Annotated in this window: 18 protein-coding genes and 1 pseudogene; 7 read left to right on the forward strand and 12 right to left on the reverse strand. The window is 67.7% G+C overall.

Going from position 1 to position 16,654, the window contains the following annotated elements; genetic code table 11:
• Positions 1-23: 23 nt before the first annotated feature.
• On the reverse strand, positions 24-230 hold the full coding sequence (locus AB0L57_RS25650; RefSeq protein WP_364967003.1) for a hypothetical protein: 207 nt from the start codon (positions 228-230) through the stop codon (positions 24-26).
• Positions 224-505, reverse strand: coding sequence for a hypothetical protein (locus AB0L57_RS25655; protein WP_364967080.1), 282 nt, complete (start codon positions 503-505; stop codon positions 224-226). Before AB0L57_RS25655 ends, AB0L57_RS25650 begins: the two co-directional genes overlap by 7 nt.
• Here AB0L57_RS25655 and AB0L57_RS25660 point away from each other — a divergent pair.
• Positions 387-701, forward strand: coding sequence for a hypothetical protein (locus AB0L57_RS25660; RefSeq protein ID WP_364967072.1), 315 nt, complete (start codon positions 387-389; stop codon positions 699-701). The genes AB0L57_RS25655 and AB0L57_RS25660 overlap by 119 nt on opposite strands.
• Here AB0L57_RS25660 and AB0L57_RS25665 read toward each other — a convergent pair.
• Positions 613-1,995, reverse strand: coding sequence for an MFS transporter (locus tag AB0L57_RS25665; protein ID WP_364967005.1), 1,383 nt, complete (start codon positions 1,993-1,995; stop codon positions 613-615). The two genes, AB0L57_RS25660 and AB0L57_RS25665, sit on opposite strands and share 89 nt — an antisense overlap.
• Positions 1,996-2,091: 96 nt before the next feature.
• Between AB0L57_RS25665 and AB0L57_RS25670 the strand changes: the two genes are divergently transcribed.
• A complete protein-coding gene (locus AB0L57_RS25670; protein WP_364967007.1) occupies positions 2,092-2,943 on the forward strand; it encodes a helix-turn-helix transcriptional regulator in 852 nt (283 codons plus the stop codon).
• A gap of 248 nt (positions 2,944-3,191) precedes the next feature.
• Here the strand turns inward: AB0L57_RS25670 and AB0L57_RS25675 are convergent, their stop codons facing one another.
• Genes AB0L57_RS25675 through AB0L57_RS25685 form a run of 3 tightly spaced genes read right to left on the reverse strand, consistent with a single transcriptional unit; the run spans position 3,192 to position 5,679 of the window.
• Positions 3,192-3,647 carry a deaminase gene (locus AB0L57_RS25675; protein ID WP_364967009.1) on the reverse strand — a complete coding sequence of 152 codons (456 nt, stop codon included), beginning with the start codon at positions 3,645-3,647 and terminating at the stop codon, positions 3,192-3,194.
• Positions 3,644-4,327 (reverse strand): dihydrofolate reductase family protein, encoded by a 684-nt coding sequence (locus AB0L57_RS25680; protein ID WP_364967012.1) that lies wholly within the window; start codon positions 4,325-4,327, stop codon positions 3,644-3,646. The genes AB0L57_RS25675 and AB0L57_RS25680 overlap by 4 nt, the downstream gene beginning before the upstream one ends.
• On the reverse strand, positions 4,324-5,679 hold the full coding sequence (locus tag AB0L57_RS25685) for a hypothetical protein (protein ID WP_364967014.1): 1,356 nt from the start codon (positions 5,677-5,679) through the stop codon (positions 4,324-4,326). Before AB0L57_RS25685 ends, AB0L57_RS25680 begins: the two co-directional genes overlap by 4 nt.
• Positions 5,680-6,138: 459 nt before the next feature.
• Between AB0L57_RS25685 and AB0L57_RS25690 the strand changes: the two genes are divergently transcribed.
• Together AB0L57_RS25690 and AB0L57_RS25695 are read left to right on the forward strand one after the other, a co-directional pair.
• On the forward strand, positions 6,139-6,492 hold the full coding sequence (locus AB0L57_RS25690) for a hypothetical protein (protein WP_364967017.1): 354 nt from the start codon (positions 6,139-6,141) through the stop codon (positions 6,490-6,492).
• 451 nt (positions 6,493-6,943) lie between these two features.
• On the forward strand, positions 6,944-8,302 hold the full coding sequence (locus AB0L57_RS25695; protein ID WP_364967019.1) for an MFS transporter: 1,359 nt from the start codon (positions 6,944-6,946) through the stop codon (positions 8,300-8,302).
• Between the two features lie 5 nt (positions 8,303-8,307).
• Here the strand turns inward: AB0L57_RS25695 and AB0L57_RS25700 are convergent, their stop codons facing one another.
• Positions 8,308-8,499, reverse strand: a complete 192-nt coding sequence (locus AB0L57_RS25700; protein ID WP_364967022.1) for a hypothetical protein — start codon at positions 8,497-8,499, stop codon at positions 8,308-8,310.
• A 264-nt stretch (positions 8,500-8,763) separates the two neighbouring features.
• On the opposite strand from AB0L57_RS25700, the pseudogene AB0L57_RS25705 reads away from it, so the two are divergent.
• A pseudogene (locus AB0L57_RS25705) lies at positions 8,764-9,684 on the forward strand (SDR family NAD(P)-dependent oxidoreductase); the annotation flags it as partial.
• Positions 9,685-9,690: 6 nt separating this feature from the next.
• On the opposite strand, the gene AB0L57_RS25710 reads toward AB0L57_RS25705, so the two are convergent.
• Both AB0L57_RS25710 and AB0L57_RS25715 read right to left on the reverse strand, forming a co-directional pair.
• The gene (locus tag AB0L57_RS25710; RefSeq protein WP_364967075.1) at positions 9,691-10,608 is read right to left on the reverse strand and encodes a sucrase ferredoxin; all 918 of its coding nucleotides are present in this window, start codon (positions 10,606-10,608) and stop codon (positions 9,691-9,693) included.
• A gap of 64 nt (positions 10,609-10,672) precedes the next feature.
• A complete protein-coding gene (locus AB0L57_RS25715) occupies positions 10,673-11,440 on the reverse strand; it encodes an alpha/beta hydrolase (protein ID WP_364967025.1) in 768 nt (255 codons plus the stop codon).
• Between the two features lie 139 nt (positions 11,441-11,579).
• Here AB0L57_RS25715 and AB0L57_RS25720 point away from each other — a divergent pair, with 139 nt between their 5' ends.
• Positions 11,580-11,774: a DUF5808 domain-containing protein gene (locus AB0L57_RS25720; protein ID WP_364967029.1), complete on the forward strand. Its 195-nt coding sequence runs from the start codon at positions 11,580-11,582 to the stop codon at positions 11,772-11,774.
• 15 nt (positions 11,775-11,789) lie between these two features.
• Here AB0L57_RS25720 and AB0L57_RS25725 read toward each other — a convergent pair whose 3' ends face one another.
• Entirely contained in the window at positions 11,790-13,397 is a 1,608-nt protein-coding gene (locus AB0L57_RS25725; protein WP_364967032.1) for a DNA polymerase Y family protein, read from the reverse strand.
• Positions 13,398-13,547: 150 nt separating this feature from the next.
• Positions 13,548-14,291, reverse strand: a complete 744-nt coding sequence (locus tag AB0L57_RS25730) for a hypothetical protein (protein ID WP_364967034.1) — start codon at positions 14,289-14,291, stop codon at positions 13,548-13,550.
• 265 nt (positions 14,292-14,556) lie between these two features.
• On the opposite strand from AB0L57_RS25730, the gene AB0L57_RS25735 reads away from it, so the two are divergent.
• Entirely contained in the window at positions 14,557-15,726 is a 1,170-nt protein-coding gene (locus AB0L57_RS25735; RefSeq protein ID WP_364967037.1) for a serine/threonine-protein kinase, read from the forward strand.
• A 15-nt stretch (positions 15,727-15,741) separates the two neighbouring features.
• Here the strand turns inward: AB0L57_RS25735 and AB0L57_RS25740 are convergent, their stop codons facing one another.
• On the reverse strand, positions 15,742-16,407 hold the full coding sequence (locus AB0L57_RS25740) for a response regulator transcription factor (RefSeq protein ID WP_364967078.1): 666 nt from the start codon (positions 16,405-16,407) through the stop codon (positions 15,742-15,744).
• Positions 16,408-16,654 lie beyond the last annotated feature (247 nt).

A 16,654-nucleotide genomic window follows, 5' to 3' on the forward strand; every position in this document is an offset into this window, starting at 1 on the left:
TCCGACAGGTGGGGTCGGTCGCATCAGGACCAGGCGATCTCGCCGGTGCGGTCGACGAAGCGCCCGGACCCGGAGCCGGGCGATTCCGTGGCGAGGGCGACGATGGCGTCCGTGCCCTCGGTGACGGTCTGCGGGCCGCTGTGGCCGTTGAGATCGGTCGCTGTGTAGCCGGGGTCGGCGGCGTCGACCCGAATATCGGGCAGCCCCTTCGCGTACTGGGTGGTCAGCATCGTGAGTGCCGCTTTCGACGCGGTGTAGAGCGGTGCGACGCCATGGATTCGGGGCGCGCCGGGTCGTGGGTGCGGGCCGGCGAGCCCATCCCGCTGCTGACGTTGACGACGACCGGATCCGAGGATCGGCGCAGCAGCGGCAGGAATGCGGTCGTCGTGCGGACCACGCCCGCGAGGTTGACGTCGAGAACTGCGTCGGCACCGGACAATGCGGCGGGACCGGCCGCGCATCGCGAGGACCACAAGACCATCGAGCACCCCGCGGTCGGACCCATCACGGTGGACTGTGACGTCCTGACCGACGGCGATGCCGAACTCGAGATCGTGATCATGACCGCCGTCCCCGGCAGCCCGGACGAGAACACGCTGCGACTGGCCGCGATCAACGGGCCCGTACGAACTTCGCGCCCAGTGCCGCAGCGCCCAGCAGGGCAACAGCGGCAACCACCAGCGAGGTCTGCAGACCGCTGAGGAAGTCCCCGGCCACCAGCGTTCCGAATACCGCGACCCCGACCGCGCCGCCGACCTGCCGGGCCGTATTCAACTGCGCGGACGCCACACCGGCGTGATCGGCCGAAACGGTCTCCATCACCGCACTGGTCATCGCCGGCACGACGGTCCCGGCACCGAAGCCGACCGGAATGGTCGCCACCCAGATCATCCACAGCGGAATATCCGCGCCGCCCAGCACCAGCACCAGCAGACCGGCGGCGAACGCGATCTGCCCGCCGACCATCGGCAGCCGCGGGCCGAAGGCGGCGGTGATCCGGCCACCGAGCAGGTTGGCCGTCAACGCGCCCAGGCTCATCGGCAGGAACACCAGACCGGTCACCAGCGCCGAGTCACCGCGCTGTTCCTGCAGGAACAGCGACAGCAGGAACACGATGCCGTAGTAGGCGAAGTTCTGTACGAAACCGACGACCGACGCCGCCGAGAAGGTGGAGTGGGTGAACAGATCCAGCGGCAACATCGGGTCCTCGACCCGGCGCTCCCACCAGACGAAGAAGGCCACACCGGCCACCGCCGCGACGAGCCCGGCCAGTACCGGTGCCGCGGTCCACCCCTGGTGGCCGCCTTCGATCAGGGCGTAGGTCCCACCGCACAGCGCCGCGACGACGGTGAGTTGCCCGACCGGATCGATGCGGCGACCGGTACGAGCGGGCGTCACGGCCGCCCGGGTGGTGGCCAGCAGTCCCACCGCACCGATCACCAGATTGACCAGGAACAGCGATCGCCAGCCCAGCGTCACCAGCAGAACCCCACCGATCACCGGCCCGGCCGCCACCGCCGCACCACCCGCGGCGGCCCACAGCCCGATCGCGTGGGTGCGCTGCTTGGGATCGTCGTACGCGTGCCGGATCATCGCCAGGGAGGCGGGCAACTGGATCGCCGCACCGAGTCCCTGTGCGAACCGCGCGCCGATGAGTATCGCCGGCGACGCCGCCAGCCCACAGGCCAGCGACGCGACGATGAACAGCGTGAGCCCCACGGTGAACGCGCGCCGCGCGCCGATCCGATCCGACAGCGTGCCGCCCAGCAATTGGAACGCGGCGAAGATCAGCGTGTAGCTGTCGACCACCCACTGCAACTGACTCAGCCCGGCGCCGAGCTGATGACTCAGCGTCGGCAATGCGACATTCACGATGGTGGCGTCCAGGCTGACCATGAGGAATCCGAAGGACGCGGCGAACAGCGTCCACCGGGCCTGTGCCGGCGCCGCGGCGGTGTGGATGCCGGGCGCCGGGATGATGACGTTTGTGCTCACCTGGCCAGCATCGATCGCGTGCTGCCGCAGGACAATAGATCAGGGTGTACCTGACAGGGCTACCCTGAACAGGCACGAAACGGTTCGGAGGGTGATGTGGCAGGCAGCCGGGCAAGCGAGCTGGGAGCATTCCTGCGCACGCGCAGGACCGCACTCGATCCCGATACGGTCGGCATCGCGGCCGAGGGAGTACGACGGACACCAGGATTGCGCCGTACCGAATTGGCGACGCTCGCGGGGGTCAGTCCCGGCTACTACACCCGGTTGGAACAGGGCCGCGCCCCGCACCCGTCGCCCAGTGTGCTCGCCGCCCTGGCGACCGCGCTCCGACTGTCCGGCGACGAGCGCGAGCATCTGTTCGCGCTGGGCGGCGACCTGCGGCTGTTACCGGCAGAACCGAACGAACTGGCCTCCGGCGCACGTCGCATGCTGGAACTGCTGTCCGAGCCGACGGCGGCCTATGTGATCAACCGCTACAGCGACGTTCTCGCCTGGAACGACAGTGCCGCAGCGATATTCGGCCATCTGGTCGAGGGCCCGCTCCGCCCGAACAACGTTCGTTACGTATTCCTCGATCCGGAGTCGCGACAACGATTCCTGGACTGGGACGATATCGCCGCGGACTCGGTAGCCCATCTGCGCGCGGCCACCGGACAGCGGCCCGACGATCCGATACTGCGCCGACTGGTGGCCGAGATGACCACCGGCAGCGCCACATTCCGCCAACTGTGGGCCGATCACGAACTGCGCCACAAGGTCAGCGGCCACAAACACCTGCATCACCCGCTGGTCGGCTCCTTCGCTTTGGAGTACGTGGTCCTGGCGGTTCCGAATGCGGCAGGTCAGCGACTGGTGGCCTACAGCGCCGAGCCCGGCACGGCCGAATACGAGGCGCTGGCGCGGCTGGCCGCCGCCGATCCGCCCCGGACATCGGCCTTCGCGGGCTGAGCCGTCCCCGGACGGGTTCAGGTGCGGGATCGGCTCTTGCGGACTTGAGCAAGACGAAAAGCGCGCTGGGCATCCAGCTCTCGCCGCCGAGCCTGCTCCAGCTCGGCGGGGTCCAGCTTGGCCCTGCTCCGAGCATCCTTCCAATTCGCGGCCTTCACAACCATTGTCATCCCTCGTCGTCGTAGTCGCCGCTCAACGATCCGTCGATTCCGGTTCAACGACCGGTCGGCGAAGTAGCACCGGATGCCCTACGACAGGTTGAGATGGCGGTTCGGGGCCATCGCGGCATCGGCCAACTCCGGCAACTCGACGACTGTGACACCTTTTTGCTGAAGCTTTTCGACGCCCACACAATCCTCGACGAACGTGGCCGGCTCACGCCAGGCAATGACAACCTCGGGAATGCCCGCCTCCAAAATGCGCTCGGTGCAAGGCAACCGGGTCTTCGTCGCGCGCTCGGAGCACGGCTCGAGGGTGCTGTAGATGGTGGCGCGGGCCAGCCGGGGGTCGTCGACAGCGAGCTTGTTCAGCGCGGACTCCTCCGCGTGCACTTTCTCATCGGTCTCACGGGAGTAACCACTCGAGATCTCCTGCCCGTCAACGACGATCACCGCACCGACCGAGAACGCACCCTCCACAACCGGGCACAGCTTCGCGAGTTCGATAGCCCGATTCATCCAGTAGCTGTGATCGTGCTCGCTCAAGAGTCCTCCTTGGGGTGGTAACGCAGCAGGGCAATATCGCCGATCTGTGTGACATCTACCAGGCGCATCCGTCGAGCCGGGCCGCCAGGATAGCTCGCGGGGTGAACAAACCGCGGCGCCTCGCTCTGACCGACGAGAGTAGGACCGATCGCCATCAGCAGTTCGTCGGCCAAGCCTGCGGACAGGAATGCGGTGTGGATGTGCCCGCCACCTTCGACCATGAGACAGCCGACTCCCCGGGTGGCGAGATCATCGACCAGCGCCCCGAAGTCGACAGCTTCACCGAGCGGCACGATTTCGGCCAGGTCACCAATCCGGCCGGCCAACTTCTCGGCTCCGGCGTTCGTGGTGTACACGACGGGTTTCTGTTCAACCCCGTGATGCCAGAACTTCGCGTCCGGGTCCAGATCTCCGCTCGCGGTGACCGTGATTTTTCGAGGGTTCGCGGATTTGCCCGCAGCGATTCGGTCAGCTTGGCGTGCTTGGTTCTTGACAATCAGGCGCGGGTTGTCGCGCCGGATCGTCTCGGCACCAACGAGGATCGCGTCCGATTCCGCCCGCACTTGATCCACACGGTCGAAATCGGTGTCGTTGGACAGCAGGAGCCGCTCGGGGCTCGTGTCATCGAGATACCCATCCACACTGGTCGCAACGGACAACACAACGTACGGGCGGGTCACGCGAGTGCCCACTGTTGTGCAGCCGCGCGAAACTGGACGATCTCGGATTGCCTACTGCGAGGGTCGAGCATGCCGTGCACGGTGCGGAGATTGTGCAGAATCCGCTCGGAACCTGTACTTACCCCCGTGTCGAGCACGGCTTGCCCAAGTCGTGCAGCCGATTCGACTTCGCCTGCCTGGGCGTATGCGACGGCCTGGCGTGAGATGTATACCGCTTGGTCGCGGGTCTGCCCTGAGCGCATGCCGGTGATGGCCCGACCAAATTGGTCGATGGCACCCCGATAGTCACCGAGCCCGACACGGCCTTGCGCCTGATGAGCATCGATGTAGGCGTGGTCGAGGAAGAATCCCCAGGATGGATCTATGTTCGAATCGTCGACCATCTCACGAGCGCGGTCGAACGCAGACTCACTACCGACGCTATCGCCGATGAGCGCGTGGGCATGACCGGCGAATGTCCTTGCGACAGTTCCGAAGCGAGTTGCCGGCGGTGCTGCGCGTTCAGCTGCCTCGGCCAGTTCCCGAGCTTCGATGCCGTCGCCCATGTCGTTGGCAAGCTGCGCTTTCCGGATCAACACTGCCGCGATCGAGTAGGGATCACCGAGTTGGTGCGACCAGGTCAGGCCCCGATCTGTCCAATGCTGGGCTCGGCCCCAGTTGCGGCAGTCCTGGTGCAGCCATGCGGCGAACTCGGCATAGAGCACTCGCATCCGCTGCATTGCTGTGGGGTCACCCACCCCGGCGCGTTTGAGCTGTCCTATCCGTTCGATGCTCTGCTCCACCAGAGGGATCACGTCACGCGCGCCGTGCAGGTTGTCACTTTCGATCAGTGACAGGCGCAGACTTCGGAAGTGTTCGAGGCGGTCGATTTCCGGGCTGTTCGCTAGGACAGCGGCAGGTTTGACACCCGCGGCGACCGCGAGCGCCCCCACCCCGATACCAGCGATAACAGTGCGACGTGGGAGTGACACGAGAATGACCTCTCCAGCGGCGGTCCGGGCCGGAACCCAAACCAGATCAGCTTCATCGGCACCCAGTACGGTCGCCCGACCGAGGGTGTTATCGGCCAGCGTAACCGGTACCGGCGAACCGCAACCCACCTCATTGTGGGCGGCCGACTCGGTTCCGAGCAGGTTCGCAAACCTCGCCGCAACCGATTCCGATGCCGCCGCCAGCACATTGTCCAGCTGACGTTTGCTCGATGGGCGTAACGACGCAGCAGCCCCCGCTGATTCCCACGCGTCGACACTGCGTGGCGAAACCTGCACCACCCTGGCGAACTCTTCGATGGAGAGTTGCATGGCAGTGCGCAGCGTTTTCGACTCGATTCCGGTCCAACCGTAGATGATCATCGGCCCAGCTCCCCTGCTCGTGCCGCGCTTGTAGATCGAAACGTACACCGGCCCAAGCAGGCCGGAGAACGATCCGCTGTCCGCGCAACTGAAGCTGCGGAAATACTGCGGAACTACTTCGTGGTCAACGCATTCGCGACGGACAACGCTCTAATCGAGCCCCGCCGCCGGGTGCCGCAGACCCCGGCGGCGGGTGCGAACCAACTCGACCAGGCACCGGAAAGTGAACCGACCATGAGGATCGCTGCGCTGACAGGCCTACCCACTGACGAACACCCCTCGGTCCGTGCCGGGAGCATGTTGTGATCGCGCTGACGATCGGCAGCCTCATCTCGGCGGCCGGAATCCATGTCGCCATTATCGCTTGGCCTCAGCGCATTCCGAAGGATCGCACCGTGGCAGCGATCCGCCGTCGCGTCGAATCCGAACGCCGGACCCACTACCCACGAGGTAACACGCATGGACGCTGACGACGATGCCCTCGCGATGGGCTACGTGTGCGTCGACTTGGTGAAAACCATGACCGACACGGACTTTCGCGCGCGGCAGATCGCTGCCCGGCTCGGGTACCGGTACATCGGATTGTGTCGCAGTAGCAGCCTGATCGTCCCGGCGGCGCTCCTGGACCACGTCACGACACACAAGATCGAGTTGCTGATCGTCCCCGGCTTGGCGCACTTGCGCGGCCGGATACCGCCGGACCTGGCCGAACTCACCGATATCCACGACCTCGCGACCGGCCGCACCTACGAACGGGAGGGCGCGTACGCACCCGACGAGGGCCACCGGCCGAACCCGCTGGCGGCGCGGTGATCAATATGATGAAACCGGCACTGCCACAACGCCACCCGCCCGAAGATACCAGTCTGAGCTGGTCGACGAGTCTCGCGCTGCTGGACAGCCTCCTCGCTGCCCTGCGCACATGGCAGCCGCACGAGCTGCCGCCTTCCTCACCCACCGAGCAGGACATCGCCGAGTTCGCCGCCCTCATTCCTTCTCGCTGTCACCCGGACGTGGACAGCACGCCGTACGACCGCTTCGGGCCGAGCCATACCGCTGCGGGAAGGTTCGGGGGGCCGCTTGCGCGTGGTCGAAATTCGGACGCTCCAGGCTATGGGACATGAGGACGGCGTGATCACTCGCGGGGTGAAGGGCGCAGCTTGCGGAAAACCCCCTGAAATCTGCCTGATTCGAACCCTTTTCGCAGGTACCGCCGCCGAATTATGGTCGCTTCGGCCAATCGACGGCGAGGGAAAGGGACCCCATGTCGCTTCTGGAGTCCGCGTCGGCGACCGCGCTCGACGAGCACACCACGGGACACGACGAACCGCAGCACCGAGAGCTCGGCGCCGCCGACACCCGGACCGCGGTCGCGGCGAGCCTGATCGGGACCACCGTCGAGTGGTACGACTTCTTCCTCTACGCGACCGCGGCCGGTCTGGTGTTCAACACCCTGTTCTTCCCCGACACCAGCGCCTTCGTCGGGACCATGTTGTCGTTCGCGACCTTCGCCGTCGGCTTCCTGATGCGCCCGATCGGCGGTCTGGTCTTCGGCCATATCGGCGATCGCATCGGGCGTAAACGCACCCTCGCGCTGACCATGGCGATCATGGGCGGATCCACGGCGCTGATGGGCATCCTGCCCACCAGCGCGTCGATCGGGGTGGCGGCACCGATCCTGTTGCTGGCCCTGCGCATTCTGCAGGGATTCGCTCTCGGCGGGGAATGGGCCGGTGCGGTACTGCTGGCCGTGGAACACAGTCCGCGCAAGAAGGTCGGCCGGTTCGGCAGTTATCCGCAGATCGGACTGGCACTCGGACTCGCGCTGGGCACCGGGGTCTTCGCGCTGTTGCGCTCGGCTCTCAGCGAAGAGGCGTTCCTGAACTACGGCTGGCGAATCGCGTTCGGCGCCAGCGTGTTCCTGGTTCTGATCGGTGTGATCGTGCGGCTGAAGGTCGACGAGACGCCGGCGTTCCGGGAGATCGACCGGCTCAACCAGATCTCGAAAGTTCCCGTGGTGGAACTGTTCCGGAACGCGCGCAACCGCCGCAACACCGTACTCGGACTGCTGTCGCGCTGGGGTGAGGGCGCAGCCTTCAACACCTGGGGCGTGTTCGCGATCAGCTTCGCGACCGGACATCTCGGCTTCCGGCAGGTACCGGTACTGCTCGCGGTGACCACCGCGGCCGTGGTGATGGCCGTCCTCATCCCGGTATCGGGGAGGCTGACCGATCGATTCGGGCCGCGGCGGGTCTACATCGCGGGTATCGCCGCCTACGGCGTGCTGGTGTATCCGGTGTTCGCGCTGTTCGAGATCGGCAATATCGCCGTGTTCACGATCGCGCTCATCGCCGTGTTCGGAGTGGCCCACGCGCTGTTCTACGGCGCCCAGGGCACGTTGTATGCCGGGCTGTACCCGCCCGAGGTCCGGTACACCGGATTGTCGTTCGTGTACCAGTTCTCGGGCATCTACGCCTCGGGCATCACTCCGATGATCGTCACCGCACTGATCGCGGCCGGCGGTAAGACACCCTGGCTCGCGTGCGGATACCTGGTGGCGACGGCGGTGATCAGTGTGATCGCGACCCTGTTCATCAGCGAGGACGACCGGCTCACCGCCTGAGACGATCAGCCGTGCCCGGCGCCCGACAACAGGATGCGGCGCCGGCGGCGAGTGCGGCGTGCCGCCTGTTCGCCCGCGGCCTTCGCCTCCTGTTCGGAGGCACCGGCGGCGATCGCCTTCGCATGAGCTTCGGCCGCGGCCTTCTCATCCTTGGCCGCCGACCGCCGACGCAACGTATTCCACAGACCCACAGTCATCCCCTTCCGGCTCTCACGAATATCCGAAGACCCTCAGCATGACCGGAAAAGCTCCCGGCCGGATCGCCCTGCGGGATGAAGCCGGGCCCGCCGCCTACCTCTCGAGGGGTAGGCAACCGGTCGTACGAATGTGGTCCCGTCTCTTGGCAGGCGATCTTACTTTGGAGTAAGTTCGGAGGAAATCGGACCTGCAAGGGAGCAGCGATGTCGGATGAACACCCCACCGGAAACGGATATGTCGCCCGTCGGCGCGCCGATCGGGATCTGGCCGGGAAACACGTCGTCATCACCGGCGCCTCCTCCGGTATCGGACGGGCGGCGGCGAGCGCGGTGGCCGACAAGGGCGCGGTGGTGCTGCTGCTCGCCCGGCGCGCCGACGAACTGAACACGGTGGTCGAGGAGATCACCGCCGCGGGCGGACGGGCCTACGCCTATCAGTGCGATGTCACCGATTCCGATTCGGTCGAGGGCACCGTGGCCGCCATTCTCGACACCCACGGCCATGTCGACATGCTGGTCAACAATGCCGGGCGTTCCATCCGCCGCGCGGTGCATCGCTCCACCGATCGGCTGCACGATTTCGAACGCACCATGGCGGTCAACTACTTCGGTGCGGTGCGGATGACACTGGCCCTGTTACCGCAGATGCGCGAGCGTAAATTCGGGCACATCGTGAACATTTCGAGTGCCGGCGTGCAGGTCGCCGCGCCCCGGTTCGCCGCCTATCTCGCCAGCAAGGCCGCACTGGACAAGTTCGCCGAGGTGACGGCCGCCGAAATGCTGTCGGACAGGATCACTTTCACCACCATCCACATGCCGCTGGTACGGACGCCGATGATCGCACCCAGTGGCGCTCAGGGCCCCTCGGCCTCTCCGGAATGGGCGGCGGCCACCATCGTGCGCGCCCTGAGCGAACGACCCCGGCGCATCGATGTGCCGCTGGGCACGCTGGCCGAGTACGGGACACTGTTCGCGCCGGGGATCAAGGATCGCGTGCTGCACCGGTACTACCGGTCACTGCCCGACTCCCCCGCCGCCAAGGGCGAAGCGGCGCCGGCGGACGATTCCGGCCCGGAAGTACCCGCGCCACAGCCGAAACCGATACGCAGGACCTCGACCGCCGGTCGTGTCACGCGCTCGACACTGCGCCGCGCCGCGCGCCTGGTACCCGGTACCTATTGGTGAGAACGGTCAGCGCGATCGCGTCGAGCCCGGTCCGGCATCGTCACGAACATCGCGCACGACGACCGCCGTCGCGGCCTTCGGCTTCGCACCACAACTGGCCTGCCGGGGCGGATAGGCGGCCGTCTCGGCGGTGACCAGCCACCGACGGCCGTCGGCGTGGCTCACCTCGACGGTATCGGCGAGATCTCCCGGGGCGGCCGTCGAGACGGTGAGCTCATCCGCGGCCGCCGGCACTCGCTCGCGCACCGCGATCTCCGCTGCCTGGGCGATCGGCGAATAACAACTGCGACCGCGGAAACCGTCGAGCGACACCGCATTCCGGCGTGCGGCGGTCACCGCTCGCACGGCCGCGTCACCGTCGACACGCCCATAGGTCAGCCCGGTGGGCAGGATCACCATCGCGGGTGCGAAGCGGTGGCCGCCGGTGTGCGAGCACTCCCAGACCAAGCCCGGAAACTCCGTGGCCAGCCGCGCCGCGATCGGGCGGCCGAGCCGGGCACAGCACTGATCGCGTTTACCGTGCGCGCAGACCAGGATCGGTGGATCGTGCACCGCCGCACCGATTCCCGGTGCGGGACCGTTCAGCAGGTGCAGATCGATGTCGAGCAGTTGCTTCAGGTCCGTGATCTCCAGGCGCTCACACCACGATCCGTGCGGCCGGCTGGAGGCGAGCAGAACCGTTCGCACACCGGCGAATTCGCTGCGGCCGGGGCGCCGGATCAGGGTGGGCCGGACCTGCGCCGCCTTGGTGCGAACCGCCAGTTCGGCGGTCAGTTCCGGCCCCAGGACCTCGTCGCCGATCACATCGCGGCCCCACGCCCCGGGATGCTCGACGCACAACCAGCCGCCGACGCGGGTCGCACTGCCCGGTAACGGGATGTCGGCGGCGGCCGCCGAACACGGCAGACCCTCTGTGCGGGACACCCGCACCCGGTCGGCATCGCGAGCAGCTTCGCCAGTGTCACTCACACTGCCTCCTGGAGACCGCTCATTGTCCCAGGAACGGCAACACCACCGCCGCGAACTCCCGGTATCGATCGCGGTGGATGCTGTGCCCGCAGGTGAAGGTCTGGACCCGGCAATCCGGCACCCGGGTACGGAAGATTTCCAGCTTCTCCGGATCGACCAGGCCGCCGGGACCACCGCGCAACATGAGGGTGGGTGCGGTGATGTTCACCAGTCCCTCCCACCATCGCAGATGCGGGGTGCGGAGCTGTTCGAGCGCCGGTGCGGTCATCGACCGGTCGTAGGCCAGGACCACCCGGGGATGACGGAGCAGGCTGGTGGTGGCGTGCCACAGTTCCGGCAGCGACGGCAGCCGCCGGGTGAGAGTGAGCTGTTCGGTACCGGAACGCAGCGGCAGCGGCTGCTCCTCCAGGACCAGCCGCCGCACCAGGTCCGGCCGCTCGATCGCCAGCCACGAACAGGCGTAACCACCCAGGGAGTGACCGACCAGATCGACGGTGGTCAGCTCCAGCCGCTCACACAGCCGCAGCAGGTCCGCGCCGAATTCGTCGAACGGATAGGTGGGGGTGCGCGCACTGCGGCCGTGCCCACGCAGATCGGGGACGATGACCCGCCGGCCCGATCGGATCAGCGCGGTGGCGAACCTGTCCCAGGTGTGCCCGTCGCCGCCCATCCCGTGCACCAGCAGCACCGGCACCTCCGAGAGCGGATGCGATACCGCCGCGGCACCCGAGTCCCGGTAGGCGATCTGCACACCCGCGAGCGGCACCCGGACGACGTTCGATTCCACGATGAGCCAGGGTACGTCGCCGTGAGCCCGATCGCCGCTGCCTGTGGGGTGTTCCATAGCGCGGGGGCCGCATCCGGCGAGCGTCGTAGAGTTGGTGTGAGAACCACCGGATACCGATCGAGCGAAGGGATCTTCCGCCATGTCCGAGCCCGACGATCGCATCCCCGCACCTCAGGGCAAGGCGCTCGGTATGCCCTACGACTGGCGTCGCCCCACCCGAGAGCGGATGCGCGCCCGGATGTGGAATCCGGATGATCCGCGGCTGTTCACCCCGAGGTCGTTCGGCTGGGGTTACGACCTGAACTTCTATCGGCTGCTGCACTGGCGGCGCTGAACAGCGGTCGCGCGGTTATTCGTAGAGGCCCTCCACATGCCAGGTCTGCTCGTACCCCAGCAGCAATAGGGCACGTTCCTCCTCGTCGAGGAGTATCTGGGCGCGGACGGTTCCATCGGATTCGCCGGTGCCCCACCACCGTTCGTCCGATATCCACGGACCGGCCCAGCCGGCGACCCGCCACGACCGGCTGCCCCAGTGCAGCGCGGCCGGTTCGGCGGTGAACATGCCCCGCTCGGTGATCCAGACCGGAAGGCCGGTAGCGGATTCCAGCCGGACCTCGGGATGGCCCTGCAACACCACCGCGGGAGCCGGCTGCGGGAGCCGGCCGGGCCAGGGCTGATCGGGGTCGGTGGCGGGTACCGCCTCCTCACCGAAGATCACGAGGGTGACGCGTTCGGCGGGACCGCGACCACCGCTGCGCACACCGATCCGCACCGCCTCACCGCCGAGCAGACCCTGTACCCGGACGAGCGCGCGCCGGGCACGCTGCTCCTCCTCGCCCACTCCACCCCAGAGCCCGAGTTGCAGCGCACCGGCCGCCACCACCTCGACCGGTTCGAGCCGCAACAGAGTGATCGGGGAGCCGGAATCTTCTGCATCACCGTGATTTCCGCCACCCGCACGCCGGGAGGCCAGGGCGCGGTGGGTCAGCCAGCCGTCCAGCTGCCAGCGCACCCGGTCCGCGGTGGTCTCCGGGGTCAGCGGCTGCGCACAGCGCCAGATTCTCGACAGTTGTTCCCCGTCGGCGGTTTCGGCGTGCACCGCGAGCCGGGTGCAGGCCACCGCGGCCGCCGACAGTCGTTCGTGCAGCCGGGTGGCGAGCATGCGACCCGCGAACGCGGCGGCATCGACCCGCTCGATCGGCGGATCGCAGCGATACTCGACCACCAGATCCGGAGCGGGCGAGGCCGCCGAGGGCGGGCGCTCGGGTTCCGCGCGGGCGCATCGGTGTGCGCGGATGGCGTCGGCACCGAACCGGGACGCGACCTCGGCGGGAGTGAGCGCCGCGAAATCACCGACCCGGCGCAGCCCCAGCCGATGCAACAGGTCGACCAGTTCGGCACGTTCCGGCGGGGCCAGGCTCGGCTCGACGGCCAACTCTCCCACCGGAAGCGGCGCCAGGAAATTCGCGGCCGCACCGGATGCGACGATCTGCGCGCGACGCGCGGCGATCACCGCGGCCGACAGTTCGTCGGCGATCCCGATGCGGCATTCCACACCGGTCGCGGCGACCGCGTCGACCAGGCGTTCGGCGGCCTGTTCCTCGGAACCGAAATAGCGGGCGGCACCGCGCGCGCCGAGTACCAGCAGTCCGGGACGCAAGACCTCCACGCCAGGCACCGTTTCGTCCACTGCCGTCACGACCGGCTCGAACAGTCGCGCATCCCGATCCGGATCCGACTGCGCCACATGCAGATCCGGGCACCGTGCCTGCGCTTCCCGCCTGGTCAGTCCGCGTCGCACCCCCGCCTCACGGGCCACCGCGGAACAGGCCACCACCCGATTCGCGTGCAGCACCACCACCGGCCGCAGCGGTGCGATATCGGCCGCGGCCGCCGCGGCGACAGCAGGCCAATCGGGGCACCACACCGCCAGCACCCGGAAACCCGGCCGCTTCATGTCGGCATCGCCGGATACCGACGCGGTCCCGGGTTCCCGGACACCACACGGACAACAGCACAGCCCAGGGACCGAGGTAGCGCCCAGACCCTGGCACAGCTCTGAGATCGCGGCAGCGGTGAGATGCGCACGCTGCCGATGGTGAAGCACTCAGGACGCGACATCGCCGCTGATCTCCATTGCCGGCACCGGCGGCGAATCCGTCTCCGGTGCAATCCATTCGACGCGCCCGTTGTGCGGGCACAGATCCAGGCGACCGGTGCGCGGCTGCGACGAACGGGCATCGACGCGCACATCCAGATGTACCGAGCACAGGCGGCCACGCCCGCGCCCCAGGCCCGAATAACCCGCGATCCTGGAATCGATCCGCAGCGTAGGCCCGCTCCAGTTTCCGCCCGTCACCACCAGGGTGGCTCCCTTGCTGCGCGCGCGGGCGGCGAGGACCCGAGTCCGGCTGGGCGGTACCGACCTACCGGCCAGACCCAGCACCACCAGATCCAGACCATCCAGCAATACGGCGGCGATCTCCATCGGATCCGGCCCGGGTTCGGCCACCACGGCCAGCCGCCCCAGATCGGCACCCATCTCCGCGGCGGCCAGCAGTCCCAACCGGGGCAATCCGATCACCGCGGCATAGCCACCGCCGCCCGTCACCTCGGCCAGCAGTCCAGTCAGCAACGACCCCGCACCCGAGTACGCCACCACCGACCCCTTGGGTATCCCGCTCTCGGGCAGGAGTCCGGCCAGGGCAGAAGGTATGGGCAGCCGCTCCCGGACCGGTTCGACGGCAACCGGCGGAGGTGCCGCGACCTCGGCCCCACGTGCCGGAACCGCGGCCATCCGCCGTCGCAGCTCTGCCAGCTGCACGGCCCGCGCATCTGTCGCCGAACCCATCTCGCCGACCACCTGTCTCCGCCTACGAGCCTTCAGCACCGATCCAGCTATCGATTCAACTCGAATATACGTTCGATAGGACCAAAGTAGAACCTCCCGACCGGTCTCCGTCAAGCGACGCGGCCCATCCGCCACATCAGCCCCAGTGCGACGGTTCCGTCACCGCCTCGGCCGGCGTGTGTACAACGGCTCCGGTGACCACCCAGGACACCGCTCCACCCGGCTGTGACCGTGGCCAACCGGAGACCGAACCAGGCCGGTCGCCATGGTTTTCGGCTATCCTCGCGCCGTGACCGAACGCGCTCGCCCCATCGTCGGCCCCGACTACCTCGTCGCAGGCCGTTACCGCCTGCAGTCCAAACTCGGCGGCGGAGGTATGGGCGCGGTATGGCTTGCCACCGACCGGTTGCTCAATCGCGATGTCGCCATCAAACAGGTGCTCACCACCGCCGGGCTGAGCGAGGCCGAGGCCACCGAGGTGCGCAACCGGATCATGCACGAGGGGCGGGTCGCGGCCAAGCTGTCGCACGAACACGCCATCGCCGTCTACGACGTGGTACTCGAGGCCGGTGAGCCGTGGCTGGTGATGGAGTACCTGCCCTCTCGCAGCATCGCGACGGCGCTGGCGCTGGCCGACACCCTGCCCCCGGTCGAAGTCGCGCAGATCGGCGCCCAGGTGGCCGACGCGCTGGCGACCGCCCATGCCGCCGGGATCGTCCACCGCGATATCAAACCGGGCAACATCCTCGTCGCCGATCGCGGCGCCGAGGTGGGTATGGCCAAACTCAGCGACTTCGGTATCTCGAGCGCGGGTGAGGCCTTCGACGAGCCGGAGGACGTGATCACCGGCACGCCGTCCTATCTGCCGCCCGAAGTCGCGCGCGGGGCGAAACCGGAACCCGCCAGCGACGTATTCTCGCTCGGCGCAACGCTGTACACCGCGATCGAGGGGCAGCCGCCGTACGGATTCGACGACGACAACGATGTGATCGTCACCCGCGCGGCCATGGCGCAGATCATCCCGCCCACCCGCAGCGGACCGCTCACCCAGGTACTGCTGCACATGATGGAACCGGCACCCCAGCGCCGCCCCACCATGGCCGAGGCACGTGAGGAAATCCTCGCCGCCGCATTCGGCCCCGGCACCGCGCCCTATATTCTCGGGGCCCCGATCCGCACCGACGACGGCACCATCCCGGCCTGGGCGGCACGCAATTCCGCCGCCGGACTGCGCAGTCCGCACTCCGCGCCACTGCCCCGCCCGCCGCGGGTGGTCGCCCCGAGTGCCGCTGCGCCGCAACAGAAATTGGGCCGGTCGAAGCTGGTCGATATCGACTTCACCAGATTCGGGCCGAACGCGGCGCCGCTGGCGATCGCGGTCGGACTGCTGATCGGGCTGCTCATCCTGATCGTCATCCTCGTCGCCGCGATGTGATGCGCCGCGATGCGCTCAGTCGATGCGGCGCCGATGCGCCCAGCGGGTCAGTGCGTTGCGATTGGACTGCTGGGTTTTGCGGAGCACGTTCGAGGCGTGGGTTTCGACGGTTTTCACCGAAATGAAGAGAGATTCCGCGATTTCGCGATAGGTGTAGCCGCGGGCCAGCAGTCGCAGCACCTCGAGTTCGCGTGGGGTCAGTGAATCCAGTTCGGGATCCAGCGGCGGTTCCGGCGCCGGGGAACGCCCGGTGAACGAGTCCAGGACGAATCCGGCCAGCCGCGGACCGAACACCGCATCGCCACCGGCGACCCGCCGAATTCCTTCGGCCAGTTCGGAACCCGAGATGGTCTTGGTGACGTAACCGCGGGCACCCGCGCGAATCACCGCGATCACGTCCTCGGCGGCATCGGAGACACTCAGCGCCAGGCAGACCGGTCCGTTACCCGACGATCCCGGACCGTCGCGGCGATCGTCGATGCCCTGCAGCACCGCCACCCCGCCACCGTCGGGCATGTGCACATCCAGCAGCACCACATCCGGCTTCGCGGAGCCGATCCCGGCCACGGCCTCGGCGACGCTCCCCGCCTCCCCGACCACATCCATATCGTTCTCGCGGCTCAACTCGGCCCGCACACCGGACCGGAATACGGCATGGTCGTCGACCAGAAAGACCCGGATAGCCACAGTTCTCCTCAACCTCGGGCCGGCCCGCTGCCGGCGCGCAGCACCAACTCATCGGTACCACATCGCATCCGGCGGTGCCGGGAACACCGACGGGCGCACCTGGCCTCGCCGATCCGCGGGCCCGGTACCGGAATCGGACGCAGTCCGGGCCCCTCAGCCGCACATTCTGCCTTGCCCCCACGAACTGCGAGGTCCAAAAGGCGCCGCTCTTCACCCGAGCCAAAGCCTCCACGAACGGCGA

The sequence above is a fragment of the Nocardia sp. NPDC052254 genome (assembly GCF_040679495.1).
Lineage (GTDB): Bacteria > Actinomycetota > Actinomycetes > Mycobacteriales > Mycobacteriaceae > Nocardia.